The organism is Stenotrophomonas sp. Iso1, from assembly GCF_027497995.1.
Lineage (GTDB): Bacteria > Pseudomonadota > Gammaproteobacteria > Xanthomonadales > Xanthomonadaceae > Stenotrophomonas.
This window is the reverse complement of the sequence record NZ_JAODBT010000003.1, coordinates 325,879-348,340: the sequence shown is the minus strand read 5'-3', so window position 1 is coordinate 348,340 and position 22,462 is coordinate 325,879. Positions and strand designations below refer to the sequence as shown.

Annotated in this window: 14 protein-coding genes; 7 read left to right on the top strand and 7 right to left on the bottom strand. The window is 62.4% G+C overall.

Annotation, left to right across the window (positions count from 1 at the left end):
* Positions 1 to 81: 81 nt before the first annotated feature.
* The 5 genes from PAN08_RS14430 to glk form a co-directional block, all read right to left on the bottom strand.
* Positions 82 to 2,868: a TonB-dependent receptor gene (locus PAN08_RS14430; RefSeq protein WP_269792202.1), complete on the bottom strand. Its 2,787-nt coding sequence runs from the start codon at positions 2,866 to 2,868 to the stop codon at positions 82 to 84.
* A gap of 14 nt (positions 2,869 to 2,882) precedes the next feature.
* Positions 2,883 to 3,983: a glucokinase family protein gene (locus PAN08_RS14425; protein ID WP_269792201.1), complete on the bottom strand. Its 1,101-nt coding sequence runs from the start codon at positions 3,981 to 3,983 to the stop codon at positions 2,883 to 2,885.
* 480 nt (positions 3,984 to 4,463) lie between these two features.
* Positions 4,464 to 6,770 carry a family 20 glycosylhydrolase gene (locus PAN08_RS14420; protein WP_269792200.1) on the bottom strand — a complete coding sequence of 769 codons (2,307 nt, stop codon included), beginning with the start codon at positions 6,768 to 6,770 and terminating at the stop codon, positions 4,464 to 4,466.
* A 253-nt stretch (positions 6,771 to 7,023) separates the two neighbouring features.
* On the bottom strand, positions 7,024 to 9,747 hold the full coding sequence (locus PAN08_RS14415; protein ID WP_269792199.1) for a TonB-dependent receptor: 2,724 nt from the start codon (positions 9,745 to 9,747) through the stop codon (positions 7,024 to 7,026).
* 76 nt (positions 9,748 to 9,823) lie between these two features.
* Positions 9,824 to 10,858 carry a glucokinase gene (gene glk, locus PAN08_RS14410; RefSeq protein ID WP_269792198.1) on the bottom strand — a complete coding sequence of 345 codons (1,035 nt, stop codon included), beginning with the start codon at positions 10,856 to 10,858 and terminating at the stop codon, positions 9,824 to 9,826.
* Between the two features lie 370 nt (positions 10,859 to 11,228).
* Here glk and PAN08_RS14405 point away from each other — a divergent pair, with 370 nt between their 5' ends.
* From PAN08_RS14405 to PAN08_RS14380, 6 genes are all read left to right on the top strand, one after another.
* Positions 11,229 to 12,518 (top strand): sugar MFS transporter, encoded by a 1,290-nt coding sequence (locus tag PAN08_RS14405; protein WP_269792197.1) that lies wholly within the window; start codon positions 11,229 to 11,231, stop codon positions 12,516 to 12,518.
* A gap of 43 nt (positions 12,519 to 12,561) precedes the next feature.
* Complete coding sequence (locus PAN08_RS14400; RefSeq protein WP_269792196.1) at positions 12,562 to 13,638, top strand: LacI family DNA-binding transcriptional regulator; 1,077 nt, start codon at positions 12,562 to 12,564, stop codon at positions 13,636 to 13,638.
* Between the two features lie 6 nt (positions 13,639 to 13,644).
* The gene (locus PAN08_RS14395) at positions 13,645 to 14,673 is read left to right on the top strand and encodes an SIS domain-containing protein (RefSeq protein WP_269792195.1); all 1,029 of its coding nucleotides are present in this window, start codon (positions 13,645 to 13,647) and stop codon (positions 14,671 to 14,673) included.
* The gene (nagA, locus tag PAN08_RS14390; protein WP_269792194.1) at positions 14,673 to 15,815 is read left to right on the top strand and encodes an N-acetylglucosamine-6-phosphate deacetylase; all 1,143 of its coding nucleotides are present in this window, start codon (positions 14,673 to 14,675) and stop codon (positions 15,813 to 15,815) included. The genes PAN08_RS14395 and nagA overlap by 1 nt, the downstream gene beginning before the upstream one ends.
* A gap of 9 nt (positions 15,816 to 15,824) precedes the next feature.
* Entirely contained in the window at positions 15,825 to 16,892 is a 1,068-nt protein-coding gene (locus PAN08_RS14385; protein WP_269792193.1) for a heparan-alpha-glucosaminide N-acetyltransferase domain-containing protein, read from the top strand.
* A 198-nt stretch (positions 16,893 to 17,090) separates the two neighbouring features.
* Positions 17,091 to 18,149 (top strand): S41 family peptidase, encoded by a 1,059-nt coding sequence (locus PAN08_RS14380; RefSeq protein WP_269792192.1) that lies wholly within the window; start codon positions 17,091 to 17,093, stop codon positions 18,147 to 18,149.
* Positions 18,150 to 18,275: 126 nt separating this feature from the next.
* On the opposite strand, the gene PAN08_RS14375 is transcribed toward PAN08_RS14380, so the two are convergent.
* Together PAN08_RS14375 and PAN08_RS14370 are read right to left on the bottom strand one after the other, a co-directional pair.
* Positions 18,276 to 19,496 carry a multifunctional CCA addition/repair protein gene (locus PAN08_RS14375; RefSeq protein ID WP_269792191.1) on the bottom strand — a complete coding sequence of 407 codons (1,221 nt, stop codon included), beginning with the start codon at positions 19,494 to 19,496 and terminating at the stop codon, positions 18,276 to 18,278.
* 119 nt (positions 19,497 to 19,615) lie between these two features.
* On the bottom strand, positions 19,616 to 21,559 hold the full coding sequence (locus PAN08_RS14370) for a transglycosylase SLT domain-containing protein (RefSeq protein WP_269792190.1): 1,944 nt from the start codon (positions 21,557 to 21,559) through the stop codon (positions 19,616 to 19,618).
* Positions 21,560 to 21,892: 333 nt separating this feature from the next.
* On the opposite strand from PAN08_RS14370, the gene PAN08_RS14365 reads away from it, so the two are divergent.
* Positions 21,893 to 22,303, top strand: a complete 411-nt coding sequence (locus PAN08_RS14365; protein ID WP_269792334.1) for a biopolymer transporter ExbD — start codon at positions 21,893 to 21,895, stop codon at positions 22,301 to 22,303.
* Positions 22,304 to 22,462 lie beyond the last annotated feature (159 nt).

Here is a 22,462-nt window from a genome sequence, read left to right as displayed (position 1 = left end):
AAAAAAAGCGGGCCTGAAAAACCCAGGCCCGCTGGAGGAGAAAAAACAGCGGATGAAACGTTTGATTCAGTGGTGGCTGGCTTAGAAGGCGAAGCGCAGCGAAGCGTTGTAACGACGGCCACTCAGGTAAGCACCGCGCAACAGCTGCTCGGTACCGGAGTAGCTGTGGTACTTCTCATCAAGCAGGTTCATGCCTTCCAGCGCCACGGTCAGGTTGTCCGTGATCCTGTACGACAGCGATGCATCCACCGAGGTGTAGTCCATGGTCCACAGATCGCGACCGCCGCTGACGTTGGTGAAGTACTTGTCGCGCCAGTTGTAGGTCACGCGTGCTGCGAACTTGTCGTTCTCGAAGAACGGAGCGATGTTGAACTGGTTCTTGGAGTTGTACGGCAACGGGCGCCCGTTGGTGGCTTCACCATCGGAGTAGGTGTAGTTGGCGACGATGCCGAAGCCCATGCCGAAGTTCTGCTGCCACGCTAGCGAAACGCCCTTGATCTTGGCATCGCCTGCGTTCTGCGGACGGTCCACCAGGTAGGTGTCTTCACGGCTCTGGTTGATGTTCCAATGCGTTTCCTTACGCGAGGCCATCAGGATGTAGTCGGAAATGTCACGGTAGAAGATCGAGCCGGCCAGGATGGCGTCCTTCGAGAAGTACCACTCGGCCGAGAAATCCAGGTTGGTCGACAGATACGGCTTCAGATCTGGATTGCCGCCACCGCCGGTCAGCTGCTGGTCGGACAACCACATGTAGCTGGAGAGGTCCGCATAGCTTGGGCGTGCCATGGTCTTGGCGGCAGAGAAACGCAGCACCAAGTCTTCGCTGGCGTCGAAGGCCAGGTTCAAGTTTGGCAGGGCGTTGTTGTACTTGCTCGGCTTGACCTTCCACTCGTACTTGTCTTCCGGGCACGCCGGGACATTGACTGTGCACGCATAGGCGCCGCTGCCGACATCGGTCTGCACATAACGCAGGCCGATGTTGCCGCGCAGACGGTCGAGGCTGAAATCAGCCTGCACATAGGCAGCCTTGATGTCTTCCTCGATGGTCCAGGTGTTGCGGGCGAACTCTCCGTTGCCCAGCGTGGTGGGAACCGGCGCGTCCTGCCACGGTGCCAGCCACTTGTTGCTCTTGACGTAATCGGCCAACGCCCAGCCGTCGATCGTGAAACGGTTGGCCAGATCACCATAGCCGCCAAAGCCACTCAGATAGTTGCCCGGCAGCGGACGTGGATTGAACATGTCCGCAGTGGCGTCGCCATAGCCCTGGATCGAAGCCAGCACGACGCCGCGCTGGATCTGCCCGGTTTCATGCGAACGCTGCTTGTAGCCGGCGCGGATCATGTACACCGGTGAATCCAGCTTCAGGCCGAAATCGACCTGCCCGTAGGTTTCCTTGTCCAGCGTCGGCTTCTCAACCAAGTTGCCGCCCCAGCCCGAGGCCCAGTTGCCTTCTGCCGGCGGGTTGGTGTGCCACGGGTTGGCGTAGCCGCCGTCCATCTTGAACTGTTCCGGGTTGGTGAACGGATTGTCGCCGTGGAAGGTCAGGCTGCCCGGATTCTTCGGGCCGCCAGCGATTGACCACGTGTAGTCCGCGCTGCCCAGGAAACTGCCGTAGACCTGTTCCGGGCCGCCTTCGGCCTTGGTGTGGCCGATATGGGTGGAGAGGAACCAGCGCTCGTCGTTCCACGTTGCCTTGATGTCGTAGGTTTCAGATTCCACCTTGGCGCGACGGTTCTGCAGATCGAACGCCATGCGGCCACCCTTGTTGGTGCCGCTGGTCATCAAACCGTTTTCGATGGTGACGTCGGTCAAGGTCATCAGGCCGCCATAGGCATTGCCCGGCCAGGCGAACATCGACTGCGCCATGTGATCGAAGTTGGCATCAATCTTCAACGCATTCAGTTCGATATCCAGTTGTTCGACCGGCTTGAACTGAAGCGACGCGGAGAAGGTGTCGCGCTCGCGTTTCTGTTCAAAGAAGTGTGCGCTCATCGAGCCGGGACCCACGGCCTCCGGGTTTGCTTTCAGTGCTTCAGCACAGGCGCCCTGGCAGGTGCCCGGCAGGTTCGGCTGGCTGCCGTCCGGGTTGGCCGGAACCGACCAGTCGGTGTTGGTGTTGTTGACCGAACCCCAGGAGCCGTTGCCATTGAGGTAGTCCTTGGCCTTTACGGTGCCGTAGGATTCGATGCCGTCACGGCGGATGCTCTCGCGCGCGGACTGTGCCGAAATGATGAAGCCAAAATTTTCAGCATCATTCTTCCAGCCGAAAGCAGCCGATGCGCTGGGGTCGGTTTTATCGACGCGGTCGTTGCGGCTGAAGCTGACGCGGCCGTTGACGCTGATTTTTTCCGGCATGTCCAGCGGCTTGCGCGTGGAGATGTTGACGGTACCGCCAACCGAGCCTTCATCCAGGCGTGCTTCCGGCGACTTGAACACTTCGACCTTGCCCACCAGCTCCGGTGCCAGCAGCGAGTAGTTGAAGGTACGGGTCGGGAAGTCGGACATGTTCCAGTCGCCCGAGGCGATGGACTGGCCGTTGAGCAGCGTGCGGTTCAGCGCCGGGTCGGTGCCGAGGATGGAGACCTTTTCACCCTGGCCGTAGGCACGGTCGATGGTGACGCCGGGGATGAGGGTCATCGCCTCGGCCACGTTGGTGGCCGGGAACTTGCCGACATCTTCAGCGGTGATCACATCGACGATGGCATCGGCGTTGCGCTTGGTTTCCAGCGACTGCTGCAGGCTGGCGCGGATGCCGGTGACGACAACACGGTCAAGGTCGGTGGCGTCGGGTTGCGCTTCCTGGGCCATGGCCGGGAAGCTCAAACACGTGACGATTGCGGCGGATAGTACGGACTTGCGGTACCTCATGATGTCTCTCCTCATCATTGATGGAGTCCGGCGTGCTGGCCGGCAGCTGCGGGGTTGGGATCCATGCATGGACGGGTTGCCACATGCATCTGCGTTACTGCGGAAGGCGGTGCGCCGGGGTCGGTTTCCCTGCGTCCCAGATACCAACTGGCTGCGCCGATGACGCCCAGTTGCCCGTGCTCTACCAGCTTCACGGGAATGCTTTGCAACGCCTTGGTCATGGGCCCCTTGTTGAGGAAGCGTTCGACGAAGGTGCTGTTCAAAAGGAATTGGCTGATCTTTGGCAGGATGCCGCCAGCCAGATAGATGCCGCCCTGCACGCCATAGAGCAGGGCCATGTCGCCGATGGTGGAGCCGAGGATTCCGCAGAACAGCTGCAGGGTTTCCACGGCTACCGGGTCGCTGCCATCGCAAGCGGCGGCACTGACGGCATCGGGCGTTGCATGCGTGGGCGTGGTGCCGCGCACTGCGCACAGCGCGTTGTAGAGGTTGAGCAAGCCGGGGCCGGACAACGCCTGTTCGATGGAGACATGGCTGCGGTCGCGCAGCATCTGCTGCAACACGGCCATTTCCAGATCGGTGGTGGCTGCCAGCGACGCCTGACCAGCTTCGGTGGCCAACACGACGGAGCGGTTGCCGACCGGAATCCATACCGCCGCACCCAGGCCGGTACCCGGGCCGATCACCAGGGTGGGGCCGCGCGGTGCATCGGCCGGGCCGGTGAGTTGCAGCACCTGGCTCGCACTGATGTGCGCGGCGGCATGGGCGACGGCTTCAAAATCGTTGACCAGATGCACCGCGTCAAAACCCAGGTCCTGGCGGATGCGATTGGACGACAGCGGCCAGGGCAGGTTGGCGGTGATCACTGTGCCATCCGGCAGCGCGTAGCCAGCGGTAGCGATGACGCAGGCGGCAAGCGTCGATCGGTTGACCGGGAAGTCGGCCAGGATCGCGCTGAGACTGGGGTAGTCGGCGCAGCGGTATTGGCGATAGGCCAGCATCGACAGCGGGGCACTGGCGTCCTCGCCCGGCTGCAGCAGGCCGACGCGGACATGGGTACCGCCCACGTCGGCAGCCAGCAAGGCAGCCGATGCGGAGGTGGTCAGCTTGGACATGGTGTTCAACCTGGCAACCACGGACATCCCCTGGGAGTTCGCACGACGCCTGGTGGTGTCGCGGTATCGGGAGTGTCATTGCTATGTGACAACGATGTCAAGCTGCTATGCAAAAAATTTTCAAGACAGTTAGCAAGTTGAATCTATAGGTATCTAAATGATTTGAGAGGGAATTTTTATTTCATATGAAATTGCAATGGCGATGATCGGATGTTTGAGGCAATTCCTATTGCTTGCGTGAAAAAATTTGGCAGGTCAATTGACGTGCTCGGATGACAACCATCGGGGCGTGCCATCCGGGCGACCCAGTGCCTTTGTAGTGGTGCTGCCATGCCCGACAGGGCGTTGCCAGCAACGTCCTCCGCGCAGTGCGGTGGGGCCCTGTCGTGCGCTATGCGGTACCGCGTCACCACCACGGGCCGCAAAAAAGCAGAAGGCCACCGCGAGCGGTGGCCTTCTGCAGGCATCACATGATGGGGATTACTTGGCCGGTTCGAGCTTGATCCAGTCCAGCGTCCACATGTTGGGGCGGGTATCGCCGGTGAAGCGCACGCACAGGTCCCCGCGCGTTGCCGGTGCGGTGATCGTGGCCTCCAACTCCAGGAAACCATCGGCGCCCGGATTGGCCGGCAACGGCACCGAAGCCAACGGCTTGCCTTCGCAATTGGCCAGGATCTCCATCTCGCCGTGCTTGCTGCGTGCCGCCGCAAACTTGCGCGACGGCTCGTCATGGGCCAGCTGGAAGTTGTACGGAATACGGCCCGCACGCACCTTCACCTTGCTGATGCCTGCCAGGTTCACGTCTGACCACAGCCAGCACGGGTTGAAGATGTTGACGTTGAACACCGCGCGCTCGCCTTCCACCGGGCCATCATCTTCCAGCCGCAGCAGCAGCTTGCCGCCGGTGGGGCACAGGCCCAGTTGCGTGTCATCACGCATCAACAGCGACTCGGCAGTGAAGTTGTAGGCACGCGTGGCGGCAAGTGGCTTGCCGTCGAAGAACGCAGCAGCACGCACTTCGCTGGGGACCTTCAGCTGCAGCGGCTGGCTGTACAGCGGCGCGTTGGCGGTGACGTCGCTGCCATCGAGTGTGTAGTGCACCGGATAGCCGAGCGGATTGACGAGGGTAACGTCGGCGGTGCCGGTGGCATGGTCGCCCTTGTCCAGCATGTCCACCTGGAATGGTGTCTGTGCGTAGCGGATACCCATGGCCTGGTAGCGCTGCAGCTGACGCGGCAGACGTTGCAGGAAGGTGCTGAAGTTGCGCTTGTCCTGCGGGCTCCAGCCGGTTTCGGCAACCGCTGCCAGGCGCGGGAACAGATTGTGTTCCAGACGAACGTCATTGCGGGTGTGTTCGTTGAACATGTTGGCTTGCAGGCCAAGGATGTGCGAACGCTTGTCGGCGGCAAGTTCAGCCGGCACCGGCTCGAATTCATAGACCTTCTGCAATGGAATGGTCGTCGGCCGGCCGGGCACTTCGTACGGCGACTCGGTTTGCAGGTAATCCATGTACATATGGGTGACTGGCGACATCACCACATCGTGGCCTTCGCTGGCGGCCTTCAGGCCACCTTCGGTGCCACGCCACGACATCACCGTGGCTTCCGGCGGCAGGCCGCCCTCAAGGATTTCATCCCAACCGATCAGGCGCCGATCATGCTGCTCCAGGAATTTTTCCAGGCGCTTGATCATGTGGCTCTGCATTTCCATCTCGTCCTTCAGGCCGAGTTCGCGCATGTGCGCCTGCACGCGTCTGGAAGCAATCCACTGGTCCTTCACCGCTTCATCGCCGCCTACATGCACGTACTTGGCCGGGAACATGGTGATCACTTCTTCCAGCACGTTCTCGATGAACTGCAGGGTGCTTTCTTCGGTGTTGAACAGGTTTGGCAGCACGCCCCACTCGCTGGAGGTGAGCAGCTTCTGGTTGGTGACGCCCAGCTCCGGATAGGCGGCAATGGCAGCCGTGGCATGGCCGGGGACGTCGATTTCCGGGATCACCTGGATATGCAGTTGTGCGGCATAGGCGATGATTTCGCGAATCTGATCCTGCGTGTAATAGCCGCAGTAAGTGCGCGGCTGCCCAGTGGCTGCATCAACGCCGGCGTCACCCAGCGGGACGCGGCAGCTGCCCACTTCAGTGAGCTTGGGGTAGCGCTTGATTTCCATGCGCCAGCCCTGGTCATCGGTCAGGTGCCAATGGAAGGTATTGAGTTTGTGCTGCGCCATCGCATCGAGGATCTTCTTGATCTCGTCCATGCTCTGGAAGTGACGGGCCGAGTCGAGCATGAAGCCACGCCACGGGAAGCGTGGGGTGTCCTGGATGGTGGCGGCGGCAACATGGCCGGCGTTGTCGCCGGTGAGCAGTTGCATGGCGGTCACCGCGCCGTAGAACAGGCCAACATCATCACCGGCGCTGACTTCGATGCCATTGTTGGACACCTTCAGTTCGTAACCTTCGGCGGTGTTGGTGGCCGACGGATCCAGGCGGAAGCGGATCTTCGCCTTGCTGGCGCTGTCTGCCACGGCAAGTGTGGGGCCGCCGTTGCGCGACAGCATCTGTACGAACTGGCCGGCAGCGCGGCGTGAGGCCTCGTCATTGCCGCCGACAAGGTCCGAGCCCTTCAGTACGAAGTCCTTTCCGGTGGATGCCTGGTAATTGGCAGGCAGGGGAACGAGCGATGGCGCACTGGCAGATTCCGAGGCCTGCACCTGCAGGGCGGTCATTCCCAGCAGCACGCAGCTACTGAGCCAGGGCGCACGGTTGCGCGCGAGGGACTTCGTCATGGGCGGAGCTCCTGTTCTGTTCTTTGGATGTTTGGTGAAAGCGTGTGCAGCGCTGATGGTAGTGCCGAGTGGTGCTCGGCAGGGGACCATGGCGTTGCGCATGGGTCGATGCCGGGCATCGTCTGGCGGGTTGCCAGAACACAATGGACTGGCGGACGTCGAGCATGGTCCGGCACTACAAAAAAACGCCGGGCCCGGAATGATCCAGGCCCGGCGCGTCACACTAACCGGCGATGGTGCGTGCCGGGATGGCTCAGTACTTGAAGCGGAAGTTCAAGTAGTACTGGCGACCGTTCTCGTAGAACGCACTCGGGATCGCCGCGCTCTGGTAGTACTTGAGGGTCGGGTTGTTGAGGTTCAGCGCATCGAAGCTGACGCTCAGCCAATCGGTTGCCTTGTAGCTCAGCGACAGCGCCAGGGTGCCGAAGTCATCTTGATAGTACGGGCTGGCGCCCTTCAGGCCGATCAGGAAGGACGAACGGTAGGTGTAGCTGACGCGTGCACCGAAGGTGTCGTTCTCGAAGTAGCCACCCACGTTGTAGGTGTTCTTCGAGGTGCCCAGCAGGTTGTTGCTGCCATCTTCCCAGGTGTGGGAGGTGCTGCCATCGGCATAGGTGTAGTTGGCATTGATGCCGAAGTTGTCGCCAATCGGCTGCTCATAAGCAACTTCGAGGCCGGTGACCTTGCCGTTGGAATTGACCGGCACTGCAACTTCATAAGCTTCCAGCTGGTTGGTCAGCTCACTGAACAGCATCTGCGTTTCAGTGCCGAAGGCCACATAGTCCTTCAGGTTCATTGAGTACGCACCGACCGACAACAGGCCGCGCGGCATGAAGTACCACTCGATGTTGGCATCGAAGTTGGTTGACAGCACCGGGTTCAGCTTCGGGTTGCCACCGCCACCGGTGCGGCTCAGATCCGAGCCCCACGAGGAAGCGCCCAGTGCCGAGAAGTCCGGCAGGGTCTGGGTCTGCGACGCGGCGAAGCGGAACACCAAGTCATCGGACATGTCGAACTTGATGTTCGCGCTCGGCAGGATGCGGTCGTGCTTGTTGTTGAATGCCAGTGCCTTCCACATGCCGAACAGGCTGCTTACGTCAGCATTGGCTGCGTCGGAAACGGCCTGGTAGGTGTTGATGTCCTGGTCGATGTTGACGTAACGCAGGCCGACGTTGCCGCTCCAGCGGTCGCCCACGAAGTTGGCCTGCACGTAGCCAGCAAAGTTCTTCTCCTCAACCTTCCACTCGCCGCCGTAGTTGTGGCGACCGGTCGGACCGTCGTTGTTCGCCAACCACTCGGAGTTGTTGAGGATCGCGTCCTTCAGTGCACCCGGGGTGAAGTACCACAGGTTGCGTGGGAAGGTGCCGCCGATGCCGCCGGCAAAGCCGCCCGGGAAGTTGGCAGTGGCGCCGTTCTTCAGTTCAGACCAGATATCGCCCGGGCTGGCGCCTTCCGGGGACAGGGCTTCGCGCTTGTGGTCGGCATAACGCACACCGAAGTCGATCGAGCTCAGGGTGCCGCTGTCGAAGTACTGGCTGAAGTCGGCGGTGAACCACTTCTCCTTGTCCTCAGCGGTGACTTCCTGGTTGCCCCAGGTGCCGAAGCTGGTGACGCCGGCCGGGCTGATGTCACCGCCGACGTTCCAGTCGATGGGCTTGCCGGCACCATGCGTGGTCCAGTTGGCGCCGCCACCATTGGCTGCGGTCACTTCAGCGATAAACTGGCGCGGAGTCGAGCCGGTGCCCTTGGTGCTGCCGGCCTGGAACTTGGCGTTCAGACCGTCATTGATCTGCCAGTCCGCATCAGCAGTGATGTAGCTGCTCTTGGCGGTGGCTTCGCGATAGATCATGTCGTACACGGCGTAATCGCGACCGGCCTGACCGGTGAAGTTGGCGTTGCTGAGCACGCCATCCTTGACCACATAGCCGGGAGTCGGCGCCTGACCGGGAATCAGTACCTTGCTGACCACGCCGGTCACTGGATCCTTCACATCAACGGTACGGTCATTGAGGACGTTGCTACCCCACAACATGAAATTGCGGTTGTAGTTGTTGGCGTCCATCTTCGAGCTGAAGCCTTCCAGGCCCAGCGTCAGGTTGTCGGCCGGCTTGAACTGCAATGCGACCAGGCCGCCCTTGCGCTCGCGGGTCTGCTCGAACAGGGTCGAACCCAGCAGGCTGGGGGCGTACACGCCAGCCAGGTCCGGGTTGCTCTGCGCGACCGTGCCGTTCGGGTCGATCTGGAAGAAGCCAGCCGGGATTTCCTGTGCTTCGCGGCGCAGCTCACGCTTCTGGCTGAAAGCCTGCACCATCACGCCGAAGGTGCCTTCGTCGTTCTTGTAGTTGAACAGGCCCGACAGCTGCGGATCATTGGACTTGGCCGAATCCGAACGCACGGCGCCGATCGAGGCTTCAGCAGTGATCTGCTTGGCAAATTCCAGCGGCTTGCGGGTAACGATGTTGACGGTACCGGTGGTGCCGCCGTCCTGCAGCTTGGCCTGCGAGGACTTGTGTACTTCCACCGAGCGGACCAGCTCGGACGGCAGCAGGGTGTAGCTGACGCTGCGGCCCACGTTGCTGCCCTGGCTGAGCACGAACCAATCGGCCGAACCGACGGTGTGGCCGTTGATCAGGGTCTGGGTCAGGCTCGGGCTAGTGCCGCGCAGGCTGACACGGTCGGCTTCGTCGAAGCCGCCTTCGTCGGCGCTGGACGAGCTGATGTTCACGCCCGGCAGGCGCTGCAGGGTGTCGGCGACGTTGTGCGCCGGCAGCTTGCCGACGTCTTCAGCGGTGACGACTTCAACACGCGAATTGGCTTCGCGCTTGGTGTCCAGCGACTTTTCCATCGAGCCGCGAATACCGGTAACGGTAACGGTGTCCAGGTCGGTAGCAGTGGCGGACGGGGCGGCTTCCTGCGCGTGTGCGCTGAAAGCAAGGCAGCTGATGATCGCTGCAGAAAGCAGGGTCTTGCGGTGCATGTTGTCTCTCCTCAACATCTGAGTGAATGGCACGAACGTGCCGCGTTACTGCAGGTCTTGCTGGTGGATCTGTTGCTTATGCTGCGAGGGCTTTTATTGCCGTCTTTTCCAGATACCAACTGGCTGCGCCGATGACGCCCAGTTGCCCGTGCTCTACCAGCTTCACGGGAATGCTTTGCAACGCCTTGGTCATGGGCCCCTTGTTGAGGAAGCGTTCGACGAAGGTGCTGTTCAAAAGGAATTGGCTGATCTTTGGCAGGATGCCGCCAGCCAGATAGATGCCGCCCTGCACGCCATAGAGCAGGGCCATGTCGCCGATGGTGGAGCCGAGGATTCCGCAGAACAGCTGCAGGGTTTCCACGGCTACCGGGTCGCTGCCATTGCAGGCGGCGGCGCTGACGGCATCGGGCGTTGCATGCGTGGGCGTGGTGCCGCGTACTGCGCACAGCGCGTTGTAAAGATTGAGCAGGCCGGGGCCGGACAACGCCTGTTCGATGGAGACATGGCTGCGGTCGCGCAGCATCTGCTGCAACACGGCCATTTCCAGATCGGTGGTGGCTGCCAGCGACGCCTGGCCGGCTTCGGTGGCCAGCACCACGGAGCGGTTGCCGACCGGAATCCATACCGCCGCACCCAGGCCGGTGCCGGGGCCGATGACCAGGGTGGGGCCGCGCGGTGCATCGGCCGGGCCGGTGAGCTGCAACACCTGGCTCGCGCTGATGTGCGCGGCGGCGTGGGCGACAGCTTCGAAATCGTTGACCAGGTGTACCGCCTCGAAGCCGAGGTCCTGGCGGATGCGATTGGAGGACAGCGGCCAGGGCAGGTTGGCGGTGATCACCGTACCGTCGGGCAGCGCGTAGCCAGCGGTAGCGATGACGCAGTCAGCCACCGCGCGGGTATGGCTGGCGAAGTCGGCCAGGATCGCGCTGAGGCTGGGGTAATCGGCACAACGGTATTTGCGATAGGACAGCACGTCGATGGCGTGTCCTTCACCCATGCCTGGCTGGATCAAGCCGACGCGGACATGGGTGCCACCGACGTCGGCGGCGAAGAAAGGCCGGGCGGCGAAGTCGTAACGGGTGGTCTGCAGCGGGGGGACGACAGCGGTCACTCGATTTCCCTATGGCGGTGGCCAGCGCCCGACAGGACGCCATTCGGGGGCCGAGTCTGTAATCCTTCTGACAACGATGTCAACGAATAATTACAAGTTTCGATGCTGCGCTGCAGCGCTTCCGCGCAAACCCTGCAGCCACCGTATTTGTTGCATCCGATAACGTCATCTACGGTATGTCAGGGCTTTTTAGGCGGAAACCTTGATTCAGCCGGCCTTGCGGCGGGTTTGTGCCGCTTCGCAGCATTCGGCACGTCTACACGCGTTGTTGACAAATCCGTCGGTGCCAAACCATAAATGTGACAACGTTGTTCCCACACAACTGCCCCGCCGTCCTGATTTGTTTCCCGCATCCGCAGGAGCCTTGCCCATGTCTGCTGTTCCCGCCACATCGCCGCGCACCAGCATGGCTTCGTCCATCGCCATTGTTGGCGTGCTGTTTTTCATCATCGGTTTCTGTACCTGGATCAACGGCCCGCTGATTACGTTCGTGCGGCTGGCCTTTGATGTGAACGAGGTGTCCGCGTTCCTGGTGCTGATGGTTTTCTATCTGTCGTATTTCTTTTTGGCGTTACCGGCGTCGTGGATTCTCAGCCGTACCGGCATGAAAAAGGGCTTGGCGTTGAGCCTGGCCGTGATGGCGGTTGGTGCGATGGCCTTCGGCGAATTCGCTACACGTCGCTGGTTCGGTGGTGCATTGGGAGGCCTGTTCGTCATCGGCGGCGGCATGGCGCTGCTGCAGACGGCGGTCAATCCCTATATCAGCATCCTTGGCCCCATCGAAGGCGCCGCCCAGCGCATCGCGCTGATGGGTATCTGTAACAAGATCGCCGGCATTCTTGCGCCAGTGGTGATCGGATCGCTGGTGCTGCATGGCATCGGTGATCTGGAAACCCAGGTGCAGGCAGCCGACGCAGCTACCAAGATCGAGCTGCTCAATACGTTCGCCGCCAAGATCCATACGCCTTACATGGTCATTGCCGGCGTACTGCTGCTCGTTGCGGTAGGTGTGCTGTTCTCGCCACTGCCGGAAGTGCATGCAGACCAGGCCAACGCGGTTGCCAACGATGGCAAGGCTGAGAAGCAGAGCATCTTTCAGTTTCCACACCTGTGGTTGGGTGTGTTCTGCCTGTTTGTCTATGTGGGCGTGGAAGTGATGGCCGGTGATGCCATCGGCACCTATGGCAATGCCTTCGGTCTGCCGCTCGACCAGACCAAACTGTTCACCTCTTACACACTGTTTGCGATGCTCATCGGCTACGTGGCCGGCCTGCTGCTGATTCCGCGTTACATCTCGCAGGAAAAGTACCTGGCTGTGTCGGCGGTGCTGGGCGTGGTGTTCACCCTGGGCGCATTCTTTACGCACGGCTATGTCTCCGTGGGCTTTGTGGCCGCACTGGGCTTTGCCAACGCCATGATGTGGCCGGCTATTTTCCCGCTGGCTATCCGAGGGCTGGGCCGCTTCACCCAGACCGGTTCGGCCCTGCTGGTGATGGGTATTGCCGGCGGTGCGATCATTCCGCAGGCCTTCGCCCTGCTCAAGCACGCGTACCCGGAACACTTCCAGCTGGTATTCGCGGGGCTGATGATCCCCTGCTACCTGTACATCCTGTATTTCGGCACGGTCGGACATAGCGCGGGCAAGGCACGTGGCGCCTGAATCGAGCATCATGGCGGCCATCAAGCCAACGCAGGAACCGGTTATGCGTAGACCCACCATCAAGGATGTTGCCGAGCGGGCCAAGGTATCGCTGAAGACCGTCTCGCGGGTCATCAACAATGAGCCTTCGGTGATGCAGGCCACCCGCGCGCGCGTACTGCGCGCCGTGGCAGAGCTGGATTACGAGCCGGACCCGTCCGCGCGCAACCTGCGTAGCAACACTACTTTCGTGATCGGATTGGTGTACGACAACCCCAATCCGTACCACATCATCGGTGTGCAGAACGGCGTGTTGTCGGCGTGCCGTGAGACCGGATTTGGCCTGCAGATTCACCCGTGCGACTCCACGTCGCCAATGCTCGCCGAAGAGCTGGCGGACTGGGTGCAGCGTTCGCGCCTGGCTGGGCTGGTACTGACCGCACCGATGTCCGAGCGCCCGGAACTGGTAGGCGCGCTCAATGCGCGTGGCATCAAGACGGTGCGCATCATCGCCGCGACGGAAGACCCGGGCGATGGCCCGTGCGTGTTCGTCGACGACCGCGATGCCGCCTATGAAATCACCGAGCATCTGATCCAGTTGGGTCACCAGCGCATCGGCTTCCTGTGGGGTGGCACCTCGCACCATTCCAGTGGCGAGCGTTACGCCGGCTACGAAGCAGCACTGAAGGACTACGGCATCCCGTTGGACAAGCATCTGGTGATCCCGGGCGATTACACCTTCGATGACGGCTTCCGAGGCGCGCGTCGTTTGTTGGCCTTGCGCGAACCGCCGACTGCCATCTTCGGCTCCAACGACGAAATCGCTGCTGGTGTGCTGGCCGCTGCCAATTCGGCCGGTTTGAACGTGCCGTACGACCTGTCCATCGCGGGTTTCGAGGACAGCCCGTTCTCGCGCCAGTCGTGGCCGGCGCTGACCACGGCCAAGCAGGCGACCGGGGATATCGCCCGGCACGCCGCACGCTTGCTGATCAGCCAGCTGCGCAGCGATGCCTACGACGACAGCCCAGTGCAACTGCAGAACCAAGGCTTCGTGCCGCAGCTGGTGGTACGTGGCTCCACCGCGCCGCTGCGTCAGCAGCCTTCGCGTCCCCCTTCAACTCCCCCCGACCTTTCCGAGTAACGATCCATGGCACTGCCGAGTGAGACCGAAACCCTGATGTTCCGTGAGGCCGCCGAAAGCGCCTCCGTCATCGCCGCCCAGTTCGCCCGCAATCGTGACGTGGTCCAGGCCCTTGCGGCCGACCTGCGGCAGAACCCGCCACCGTTCGTGGTGACGTGCGCACGTGGCAGCTCCGATCACGCGGCAACCTACGCCAAGTATCTGTTCGAAACCCAATTGGGCCTGGTGACGGCCTCGGCATCGCCGTCGGTGGGTTCGGTGTATGAAGCGCCGCTGCAAGTGCGTGGCGCGCTGTACATCGTGATCTCGCAGTCCGGCAAGAGCCCGGATCTGCTGCGCAATGCTGAAGCCGCCAAGGCCGGCGGTGCGCGCGTGGTGGCGTTGGTCAACGTCGAAGACTCGCCGCTGGCGCTGTTGGCCGACACGGTGATCCCGCTGGGTGCCGGTGCCGAGCGCAGCGTTGCCGCGACCAAGAGCTACCTCGCATCACTGGCTGCGATCCTGCAGTTGGGCGCTCACTGGAAGAATGATCCGGCGCTGATTGCCGCGCTTGATGCGTTGCCGGCAGCGATGTCCAAGGCATGGGAATGCGATTGGACCGCGCTGACCGATGGTTTGGTCGACGCGCACAATTTGTTTGTGCTGGGCCGTGGTCCGGGTCTGGCTGCCGCGCAGGAAGCCGCGCTGAAGTTCAAGGAAACCTGTGGTCTGCACGCCGAAGGCTACAGCTCGGCCGAAGTGAAGCACGGCCCGATGGCGCTGGTCGGCAAGGATTTCCCGGTGTTGGCGTTCGCACAGCCGGATGAAACCGGCACCGGTACCCGTGCTGTGGCAGAAGAATTCGCTGCGCGTGGTGCGCACGTGTGGCTGGCAGGCGAGGGCGGCAGCTTGCCGACCGTCGCGGCACCGCACGCGTTGTGCGCACCGTTGCTGACCATCCAGAGCTTCTATCGCGCGATCAATGCGCTCGCGCTGCGTCGTGGCAACAACCCGGACCTGCCGCCGCATCTGAACAAGGTCACGGAAACGGTCTGATGAAAACCGTACTGCGCAATGGCCGCATTCTTGCCGGCGAGAGCTTTCGTGACGATGTTGCCGTCGTGATTGAGAACGACCGCATCATTGCGGTCGTGGCTGCAGATGATGCGGCCGTTGCAGCGGCCGATGTGCAGGTGGATCTGGCCGGTGGCTGGCTGATGCCGGGCTTCATAGACGCCCAGGTCAACGGCGGCGGCGGCGCGTTGTTCAACAATCAAACCGATGTGGAAGCTCTGCGCACGATGGTTGCCGGTCACCGCAAGTACGGCACCACTGGCATGCTGCCGACGCTGATCAGCGATGACGTCGAAGTGATGGCGCGCGCAGTACAGGCCACGCGTGAAGCCATCGCAGCGAAAGTGCCGGGGGTGCTCGGCATCCATCTGGAAGGGCCTTACATCGCGCCTGCGCGCAAGGGCACGCATGATGTGGGCAAGTTCCGCGTGCCGGATGCCGATGAAGTACGCATGGCGACGTCGCTGGACAACGGCGTCACCCTGATCACGTTGGCACCGGAACGCGTGCCGGTGCAGACCATCGAGCAGATGGTGGCCAATGGTGCCATCGTCGCTGCCGGCCATACCGCTGGCACCTACGATGAAATTCGTGCCGGTCTGGACGCGGGCGTCACCGGCTTCACGCATCTGTACAACGCCATGTCACCGCTGCAGGGGCGCGATCCCGGCGCGGTGGGTGCGGCGCTGGAAGATGCCGACAGCTGGTGTGGCGTGATCGTCGATGGCGTGCATGTGCATCCGGCCAGCCTGCGCGTGGCGCTGGCGGCCAAGCCGCGTGGCAAGGTATTTCTGGTGACCGATGCGATGCCAATGGTGGGCTCGGACAATCCTGCGTTTGAGCTGTATGGCGAAGTGATCACCGCCGTCGATGGCGTGGTTCGCAATGCGGCTGGTTCGCTGGCGGGCTCGGCGCTGGACATGGTCACGGCGGTGCGCAACACGGTGAACCTGCTCGGTTTGCCGCTGGCGGAAGCCTCGCGCATGGCGTCGACCTATCCGGCACAGTTTCTCGGCCTGGATGATCGCTACGGTCATATCGCAGCGGGCTATCAGGCAGATTTCGTGTGGCTGGACCAGGATATGCAGGTCCAGGCGACCTGGATTTCCGGTCAGCGCGACTGAGTCATTTCAATGAACAAGCCTGCCCGATATGCCTCGGTGGATGCCCTGCGGGGCATCACCGTGGCAGCCATGTTGCTGGTCAATAATCCCGGCAGTTGGAGTCACGTTTACGCGCCGCTGTTGCATTCGGAATGGAACGGCTGCACGCCGACGGATCTGGTGTTCCCGTTTTTTCTGGTGATTGTCGGCGTATCGATCGCGCTGGGCGTGGTGCCACGGGTAGAGCAGGGGGCGGACCGCGCCGTACTCAGTCGAGCCTTGCTGGTGCGCGCAATGCGCATCCTGGGCCTTGGCTTGCTGCTGCACTTTCTCGCATGGTGGTGGCTGGATCTTCCGCATTACCGGCCATGGGGTGTACTGCAACGTATCGGCCTGTGTTTCGCCGCCGCGGGGATGGTTGCGATCTGGTTGCGGCCACGCACGCAGTGGCTGTGCCTGGGCGTGTTGTTGACCGGCTATGCCGCATTGCTGGTGGCCGGTGGTTCGCTGGAGCCCTGGCTCAATCTGGCAAGCCGTGTGGATGCATCGCTGCTGGGCCCGCTGCTGTATCAATACGACCCGGCCACCGGCCACGGACATGACCCAGAAGGTCTGCTGTCCACGTTGGGCGCATTGGCTTCGACGTTGATCGGCCTTCAGGCCGGCGCCTTGTTGCGCCAACGCCCCTGGCGATTGCTGCCAACCGCTGCCGTGTTGTTGGTGGCAGGTTGGCTGTGGTCGCAATGGCTGCCCTTCAACAAAAATCTGTGGACGCCTCCTTATGTGCTGTGGACCGCAGGTTGGGCGCTGTCTGCGTTGTGGCTCGCGCACATCCTGATTGATTGCAGGCAGTGGCCGGCGCTGGGCAAGCGCTTCGGCGTCAACGCCATCACCGCCTATGCCGGTTCCTCGGCGATGGTGCTGGCGATGATGGCTAGCGGTAGCTGGGGCGGGGTGTACACGCACGTGTTTGATCGCCTGATCACCCCGCTGGCTGGCGCACAGGCCGCGTCGCTGGCGATGGCGCTGGCGTTCGTCGCGCTGTGGTGGCTGCCGATGGCATGGATGGACTGCCGGAAGATCTATCTGAAGATCTAGCACCCAGGCTGTAGAGCGGAGCTAGGCTCCGCTGGGGCGTTCCCGGGAAGGCCCCTGCCGAGTATGGCTCGGCACTACAGCGATGCTGTGGAGGGTCTGCACCCTGTCGAAAGACATGCTGCGGCGACGAATGACTTCATCCTATGCTGCCGTCTGACCAGTCACGGAGCAGACGCAATGGTTGCTGGGAAACGAGGGATGTTGTTTCCGTTCTATGGCTTGGCGGCATTGGCGCTGGCGTTTTCTGCCGAAGCCCAGCTGCCAACCGTGCAGGCACGCGAGCAGATGCTGGTGTTGCTCGAGCGCGGCGCGTTGTACCGTGATCGTGTGGATTGGCGCGGGTTGCGACGCGATCTTGCCAATACCCCCGATCCACAGCGGCAGCGCACCTTGCTGGTGAACGCCATCCAGCGTGCAACCGCCGGTCATGGGTTTTGGCTGTCTGTGGAAGAGGCCAACAACAGGAGCGAACGCGTGAGTGCCACGCAACAGGGGCCGACGTCGTCAAGCGCATCCGGCATCGCATCCACGACGGTGAAGTTGGATCCCCGGCTTGGAATGATTGTTATCGGTCCCTATCGGACAGATCGCAGGCTTTCTGAAGCTCAACAATCGGCACAGGGACGCCAATGGGCCTTGAATCTGCAGACCGCGATACGTCAGCAGGACGATGGAAAGCGCTGTGGCTGGATGGTGGATCTGCGTCGGAACAGGGGTGGCAACATGTGGCCAATGTTGCTCGGCGTAGGGCCGCTCCTGCACGGAAGTGCTGATGAATCCAAGCCCGTCGGCCACTTCAATGATGGTCGCAATGCGCAGCCTTGGTACTACCGCAATGGAGCGGTGGGAGCGGGTGATCAGCTGCACTATGCGCTGGGTACAGCGGCCTATGTTCTCAAACGATCTGGATCGCCGGTTGCCGTGTTGCAGTCCGGGGCCACTGCCAGCTCTGGCGAGGCGATCGCGCTGTCCCTGCGTGGACGCCCTAACAGCCGCAGTTTTGGCTTTCCCACGGCAGGCTACTCGACCGGCAACAGTCCGGTGACGTTGGTGGATGGCAGCCTGCTGGTACTGACCGGGACGGTGATGAAGGATCGAAACGGCATGGGCGACGGCGCAAGGATCGTCCCGGATACGCCGTCCAGAGACGATGCGGACATCGAGCGTGCAGCACAGCAATGGTTGCTGGCGCAGCCCGCCTGTACCGGGAAGCGGGAGACGACGGTAGCGCCCCTTCCCATCAACGTGTCGCGTTGAGCAGCGTAGCCTTGTCGGTGTTCAGCAGGGAAACCGATTGCTGTTGAGCGGAGTCAAGCTCCGCTGGGACTTTCCCGGTGAATCCTCTGCCGAGCGTGGCTCGGCACTACATGAGGTTTTTCTGGGTCAACGCGCTGCGCTGATCGCAGCAATTCGTGCTTTTTTCAGGGCCTCACCGATGGCTGGGCCCTGTAGGCCCTCGGTGCTGATGTCGCGTGCATTGATCGCAAGTGCGGCGGCATGCAGGCGTTGCAGGGTGATGCGTTGTGGATAGTCACTGTCCTGAAAGCCGAGACGGCCGCGCTTGTCGCATTCGCAGACGAGCGCTATCTGTGCGATGCGTTCTGGCCGACGGAAACCATCGCAACGTGAGATCAATTCCAGCACGGTGGCATCGCGTAGTTCGTCGATGCGATGCACGTTGAGATGTTCGCGGCACACCGCTTCGGCAAGCAGACGATGGTCGACCGGGATCTTCAGCCGTTCACACAGCTTGGCCAAGGGCTTGAGTCCACGCTGCTCATGCATGATGTGGCGCGGCAATTCGTGCTGCGGAGTAAGTGCCTTGCCCAGGTCGTGGGTAAGTGCGGCGAAGCCGATCAGGTCATCGCCCGGTGCCAGCAGTGCGGCCATGTCGCTGACCATTTCCTGATGCACGCCTGTGTCCACTTCCGGGTGGTATTCGGCGCGTTGCGGTACGCCATACAGCGCCTCCACTTCCGGCAGGATTGCGGTCAGCGCGTCGGTGTCATGCAGGCAGCGCAGGAACGCGGAAGGGCTTGGCAACGTCAGTGCGCGACGCAGCTCCTGCCAGATGCGCTCCGGAACCAGTGCATCCAATTCGCCGCTGGCGGCGATCTGTCGCATCAAGTCGGCGGTTTCCGGTGCCAAGGTGAAACCCAGCGGTGCGAAGCGTGCCATGAAGCGTGCCGCGCGCAGCACCCGCAACGGGTCTTCGACGAACGCCGGGCCGACGTGGCGAAGCACGCGCTGTTCGATATCACGTACGCCGCTCCAAGGGTCGACCAGCTCGCCCGTTTCTTCGTCGCGGGCGATGGCGTTGATGGTGAAGTCGCGGCGTTGCAGGTCTTCTTCCAGTGACACCGACGGATCGGCATCGACCACGAAGCCGCGATAGCCACGGCCCGATTTGCGTTCGGTACGGGCCAGCGCATATTCCTCGCCGGTATCCGGATGCAGGAACACCGGGAAATCCTTGCCGACGGCCTTGAAACCGCGCGCTTCCATTTCTGCTTGGGTGGCGCCCACTACCACCCAGTCGCGGTCACCTGGCTCCTGGCCCAGCAATGCATCGCGGACGGCGCCGCCTACGAGATAGATCTTCATGCGCGCATTAGAGCAGGAGTGAGCAGGAGGGAGAATGCGCAGTGGCAAGCATCTGTGGTGCCGAGCCATGCTCTACAAGCGCTTTTCCCGCCACTGCATCAGCGGAGCATGGCTCCGTTCTACGGCGTTGCGCAGACAAAGTTCTTCCGCGCGCCATCAATTCTGCCGACCATGCGGTCACTCAGGGTCAACGCATTGCCATTGAGGCGCCAGTCGTAGATCACGCTGAAGGCCAGCACGCGGGCGACGTACTCACGGGTTTCCTTGTAGCTGATCGTCTCGATCCAGAAGTCCGGGTCATAGTTCGGGCGCTGTGATTGCCACCGTGCCGTCGGGGTGGGGCCAGCGTTATAGGCGGCGATGGTGACGTAGGGCTGGCCGTTGTATTTGTCCATCAGTTGGCGCAGGTAGGCGGTGCCGATGGTGATATTGGTGTCCGAGTCGTACAGGCTGGCGGCGCCGCCGTAGCCGCTCAGGCCGATGCTTTTGGCCACGCTGGCACCGGTAGCCGGCAGCACCTGCATCAGGCCCATGGCGTTGGCCGGCGAGCGTGCCTTCGGATTGAAGATGCTCTCGGCGCGGATTTCTGCAGCAATCCAGGCCGGGTCCAGTGCGTTGCGTGAGGCTTCGCGGCGGATGGTGTCGCCGTGGTGCAGCGGGAAGCGCAGCGTATACAGGCGCTGTTCCTGCGGGCCCTTGAGCGCGAACACCGCGCGGTCGAACCAGCCATCGTTGCTGGCTACTTCCACGGCCAGGCGACGTTGGGTGTCGTCAAAGCGCGTTAGTGCATCGGCCCATTCGCGGGCGGCCCAAGTCGGGCGCTCGATCTTGTTCAACTCCAACGCGCGCGTCAGTGCCGGGTCGCGGGCAACGGCGGCCTTGGCCTGGGCGCTGTCGTTCGGATTCCACGGGCACAGCGCGTAGGGCTGCTTGAGTTTGTCCGCCGCCAGAAAGCCGTGGAAGGTCGGCTCGGCAGCGGCAGCACGGTACAGCGCGGTGGCATCGGCCGGCTTGCCGGTCTTCTCCAGCAGACGCCCTTCGAACCAGCGCCAGCGCGAATCGTTGCGCTGGTTCGACGGCATCTTACGGATGGCGGCCAGTGCCGCTGGCCAGTCACCGCGCGCCATCGCTTCACGTGTGCGCCATTCGTGCAGACGCTCGTCGTAGGCCGGCTCGGGCACGGCGGCAAGCCGGCGCGCGGAGTCGGGCAGATAGGAAGCCACGGTCCACAGTGCGATTTCATAGCGCACCTGGCCTTGTTGTTCGGCCGTCAGCGCCAATGCCTGCGCGTATTGCGGCAGCTGCTGCTCGGCGGCATCCGGGTTGGTCTTGGCGAGCTTCTGCAGGCCATCGGTGGCGATGCGACGGCTGCGTTCGTTCTTCGGCCAGTTCAAGGCGCGCGCGTCAGGTTTGTCGACGAAGGCAGCGTAGTCGTTGGCCTGCGCCAGCTCTGCGGCAGGAAGGCCGCGTGCGGCGGAACGCATCACCGCCGGTTGCTGGGCGTCTGCAGCAGCATCGATACGCTCCCAGCGCAATGCGGGCGTCAGGCCTCCGCGGGTGGTCAGTACCGCGAACACCGGGTCGCAGGCATCAGGCAGCGACTTACCACTGCTACGCCACAGTGCCTGCGCATCGTTGGTCCACTGCGCATCGGCCTTGCCAGTGGCCTGGCGCGCGTTGAGTTCGGCGCAGCGCATGCCGGCATCGTTGCTGGGCTTCCAGTTGGCCAGCAGCGTCGGCCAATCCTGGCGGCGCGCCAATGCTGGCAGCCAGGCCGCACGGAAGGTCTCGGCCACGGCCTGACCCTGGTAGCGCTTGAGGAAATCCTGCGCCTGCGCATTGCCCAAAGTATCGATGTTGCGACGCAGGGCGCTGTATTCCAGCCAGCCGTACAAGGGGTGGTTGCGCAGAGCGTTGGCAGCGCTCGCATCGAACTGACCGCGTTCGGCGTTGTCGATGGCCGTACGTATGGCTGCGCGCTGCGCATCCAGGTTCTGGGCGGATGCGGCGCTGCAGGCAAACACAGCGAGCGCGGCCAATGGAATCAGGGAAAGTTGTTTCATGCCCGAAGCATAACGGCCGCTGCGTCAACGGCCGAGCAACAGTCCGACTACTGCATGAACGGGGTGCTTTCAGGCCGGAAGAGGTTGAGGGATGAGGGTGTGCTTGAGGGGCTGATGGATGCGTTAGGGATTTTGACCGCGGCATACGGGCCATGCGTTGCTGATTCGCCCGATGTCGACTTCGGTTTGCCGCACCCCAATCCCTCTCTTATAGGCAGGGGGGAGATTCACCTACTGAAAGCTGAACGGAAGACGCCAGTGCAGATGGCATCGGCCGACGCCGGGCGTAGCGTCGGCGATGAGGCAGCCGGCCTCGCGCTGGGGGAACTGGACATGGCATTCAGTACAGCAAGCAATTCCGGACGTCCGTTGGCCGATATCAACGTCACTCCGCTGGTGGACGTGATGTTGGTGCTGTTGATTATTTTCATCGTCACCGCGCCGATGGTGGCGATCCCCATCCCGGTGGATCTGCCGCAGCGCACCGAGCGGATCGTCGAGCGCCCCGAACCACCACCGCCGATTGAACTGCGGGTGGATGCCGGCAATCAGCTGTATTGGAATGGCCAGCCACTGGCCCGTGCGGACATGCAGTCGCGGTTGTCGGAGCAGGCGCAAGTGCATGCCGGCAACCTGCCGGAGCTGCGTATCGCGGCCTCGCCGGACGCGCAGTACGAAGTGATGGCGCAGGTGCTGGCTGCGGCCAATAACGCACAGATGGAGCGCATCGCGTTCGTGCAGTGAGCGCTGCACGGTATGTCCGTGAACCCTGATGCGGTTCACGGGCATAGGCATTCACAGTGGAATGGCGAAGGGGCGTTTGCGCGCCGCCAAGGTCACTGCGGTGAGTCGATGGCGTAGAGAACGGCGGGCTTGGCCTTGATGCGCGGAAATTACGCAAAC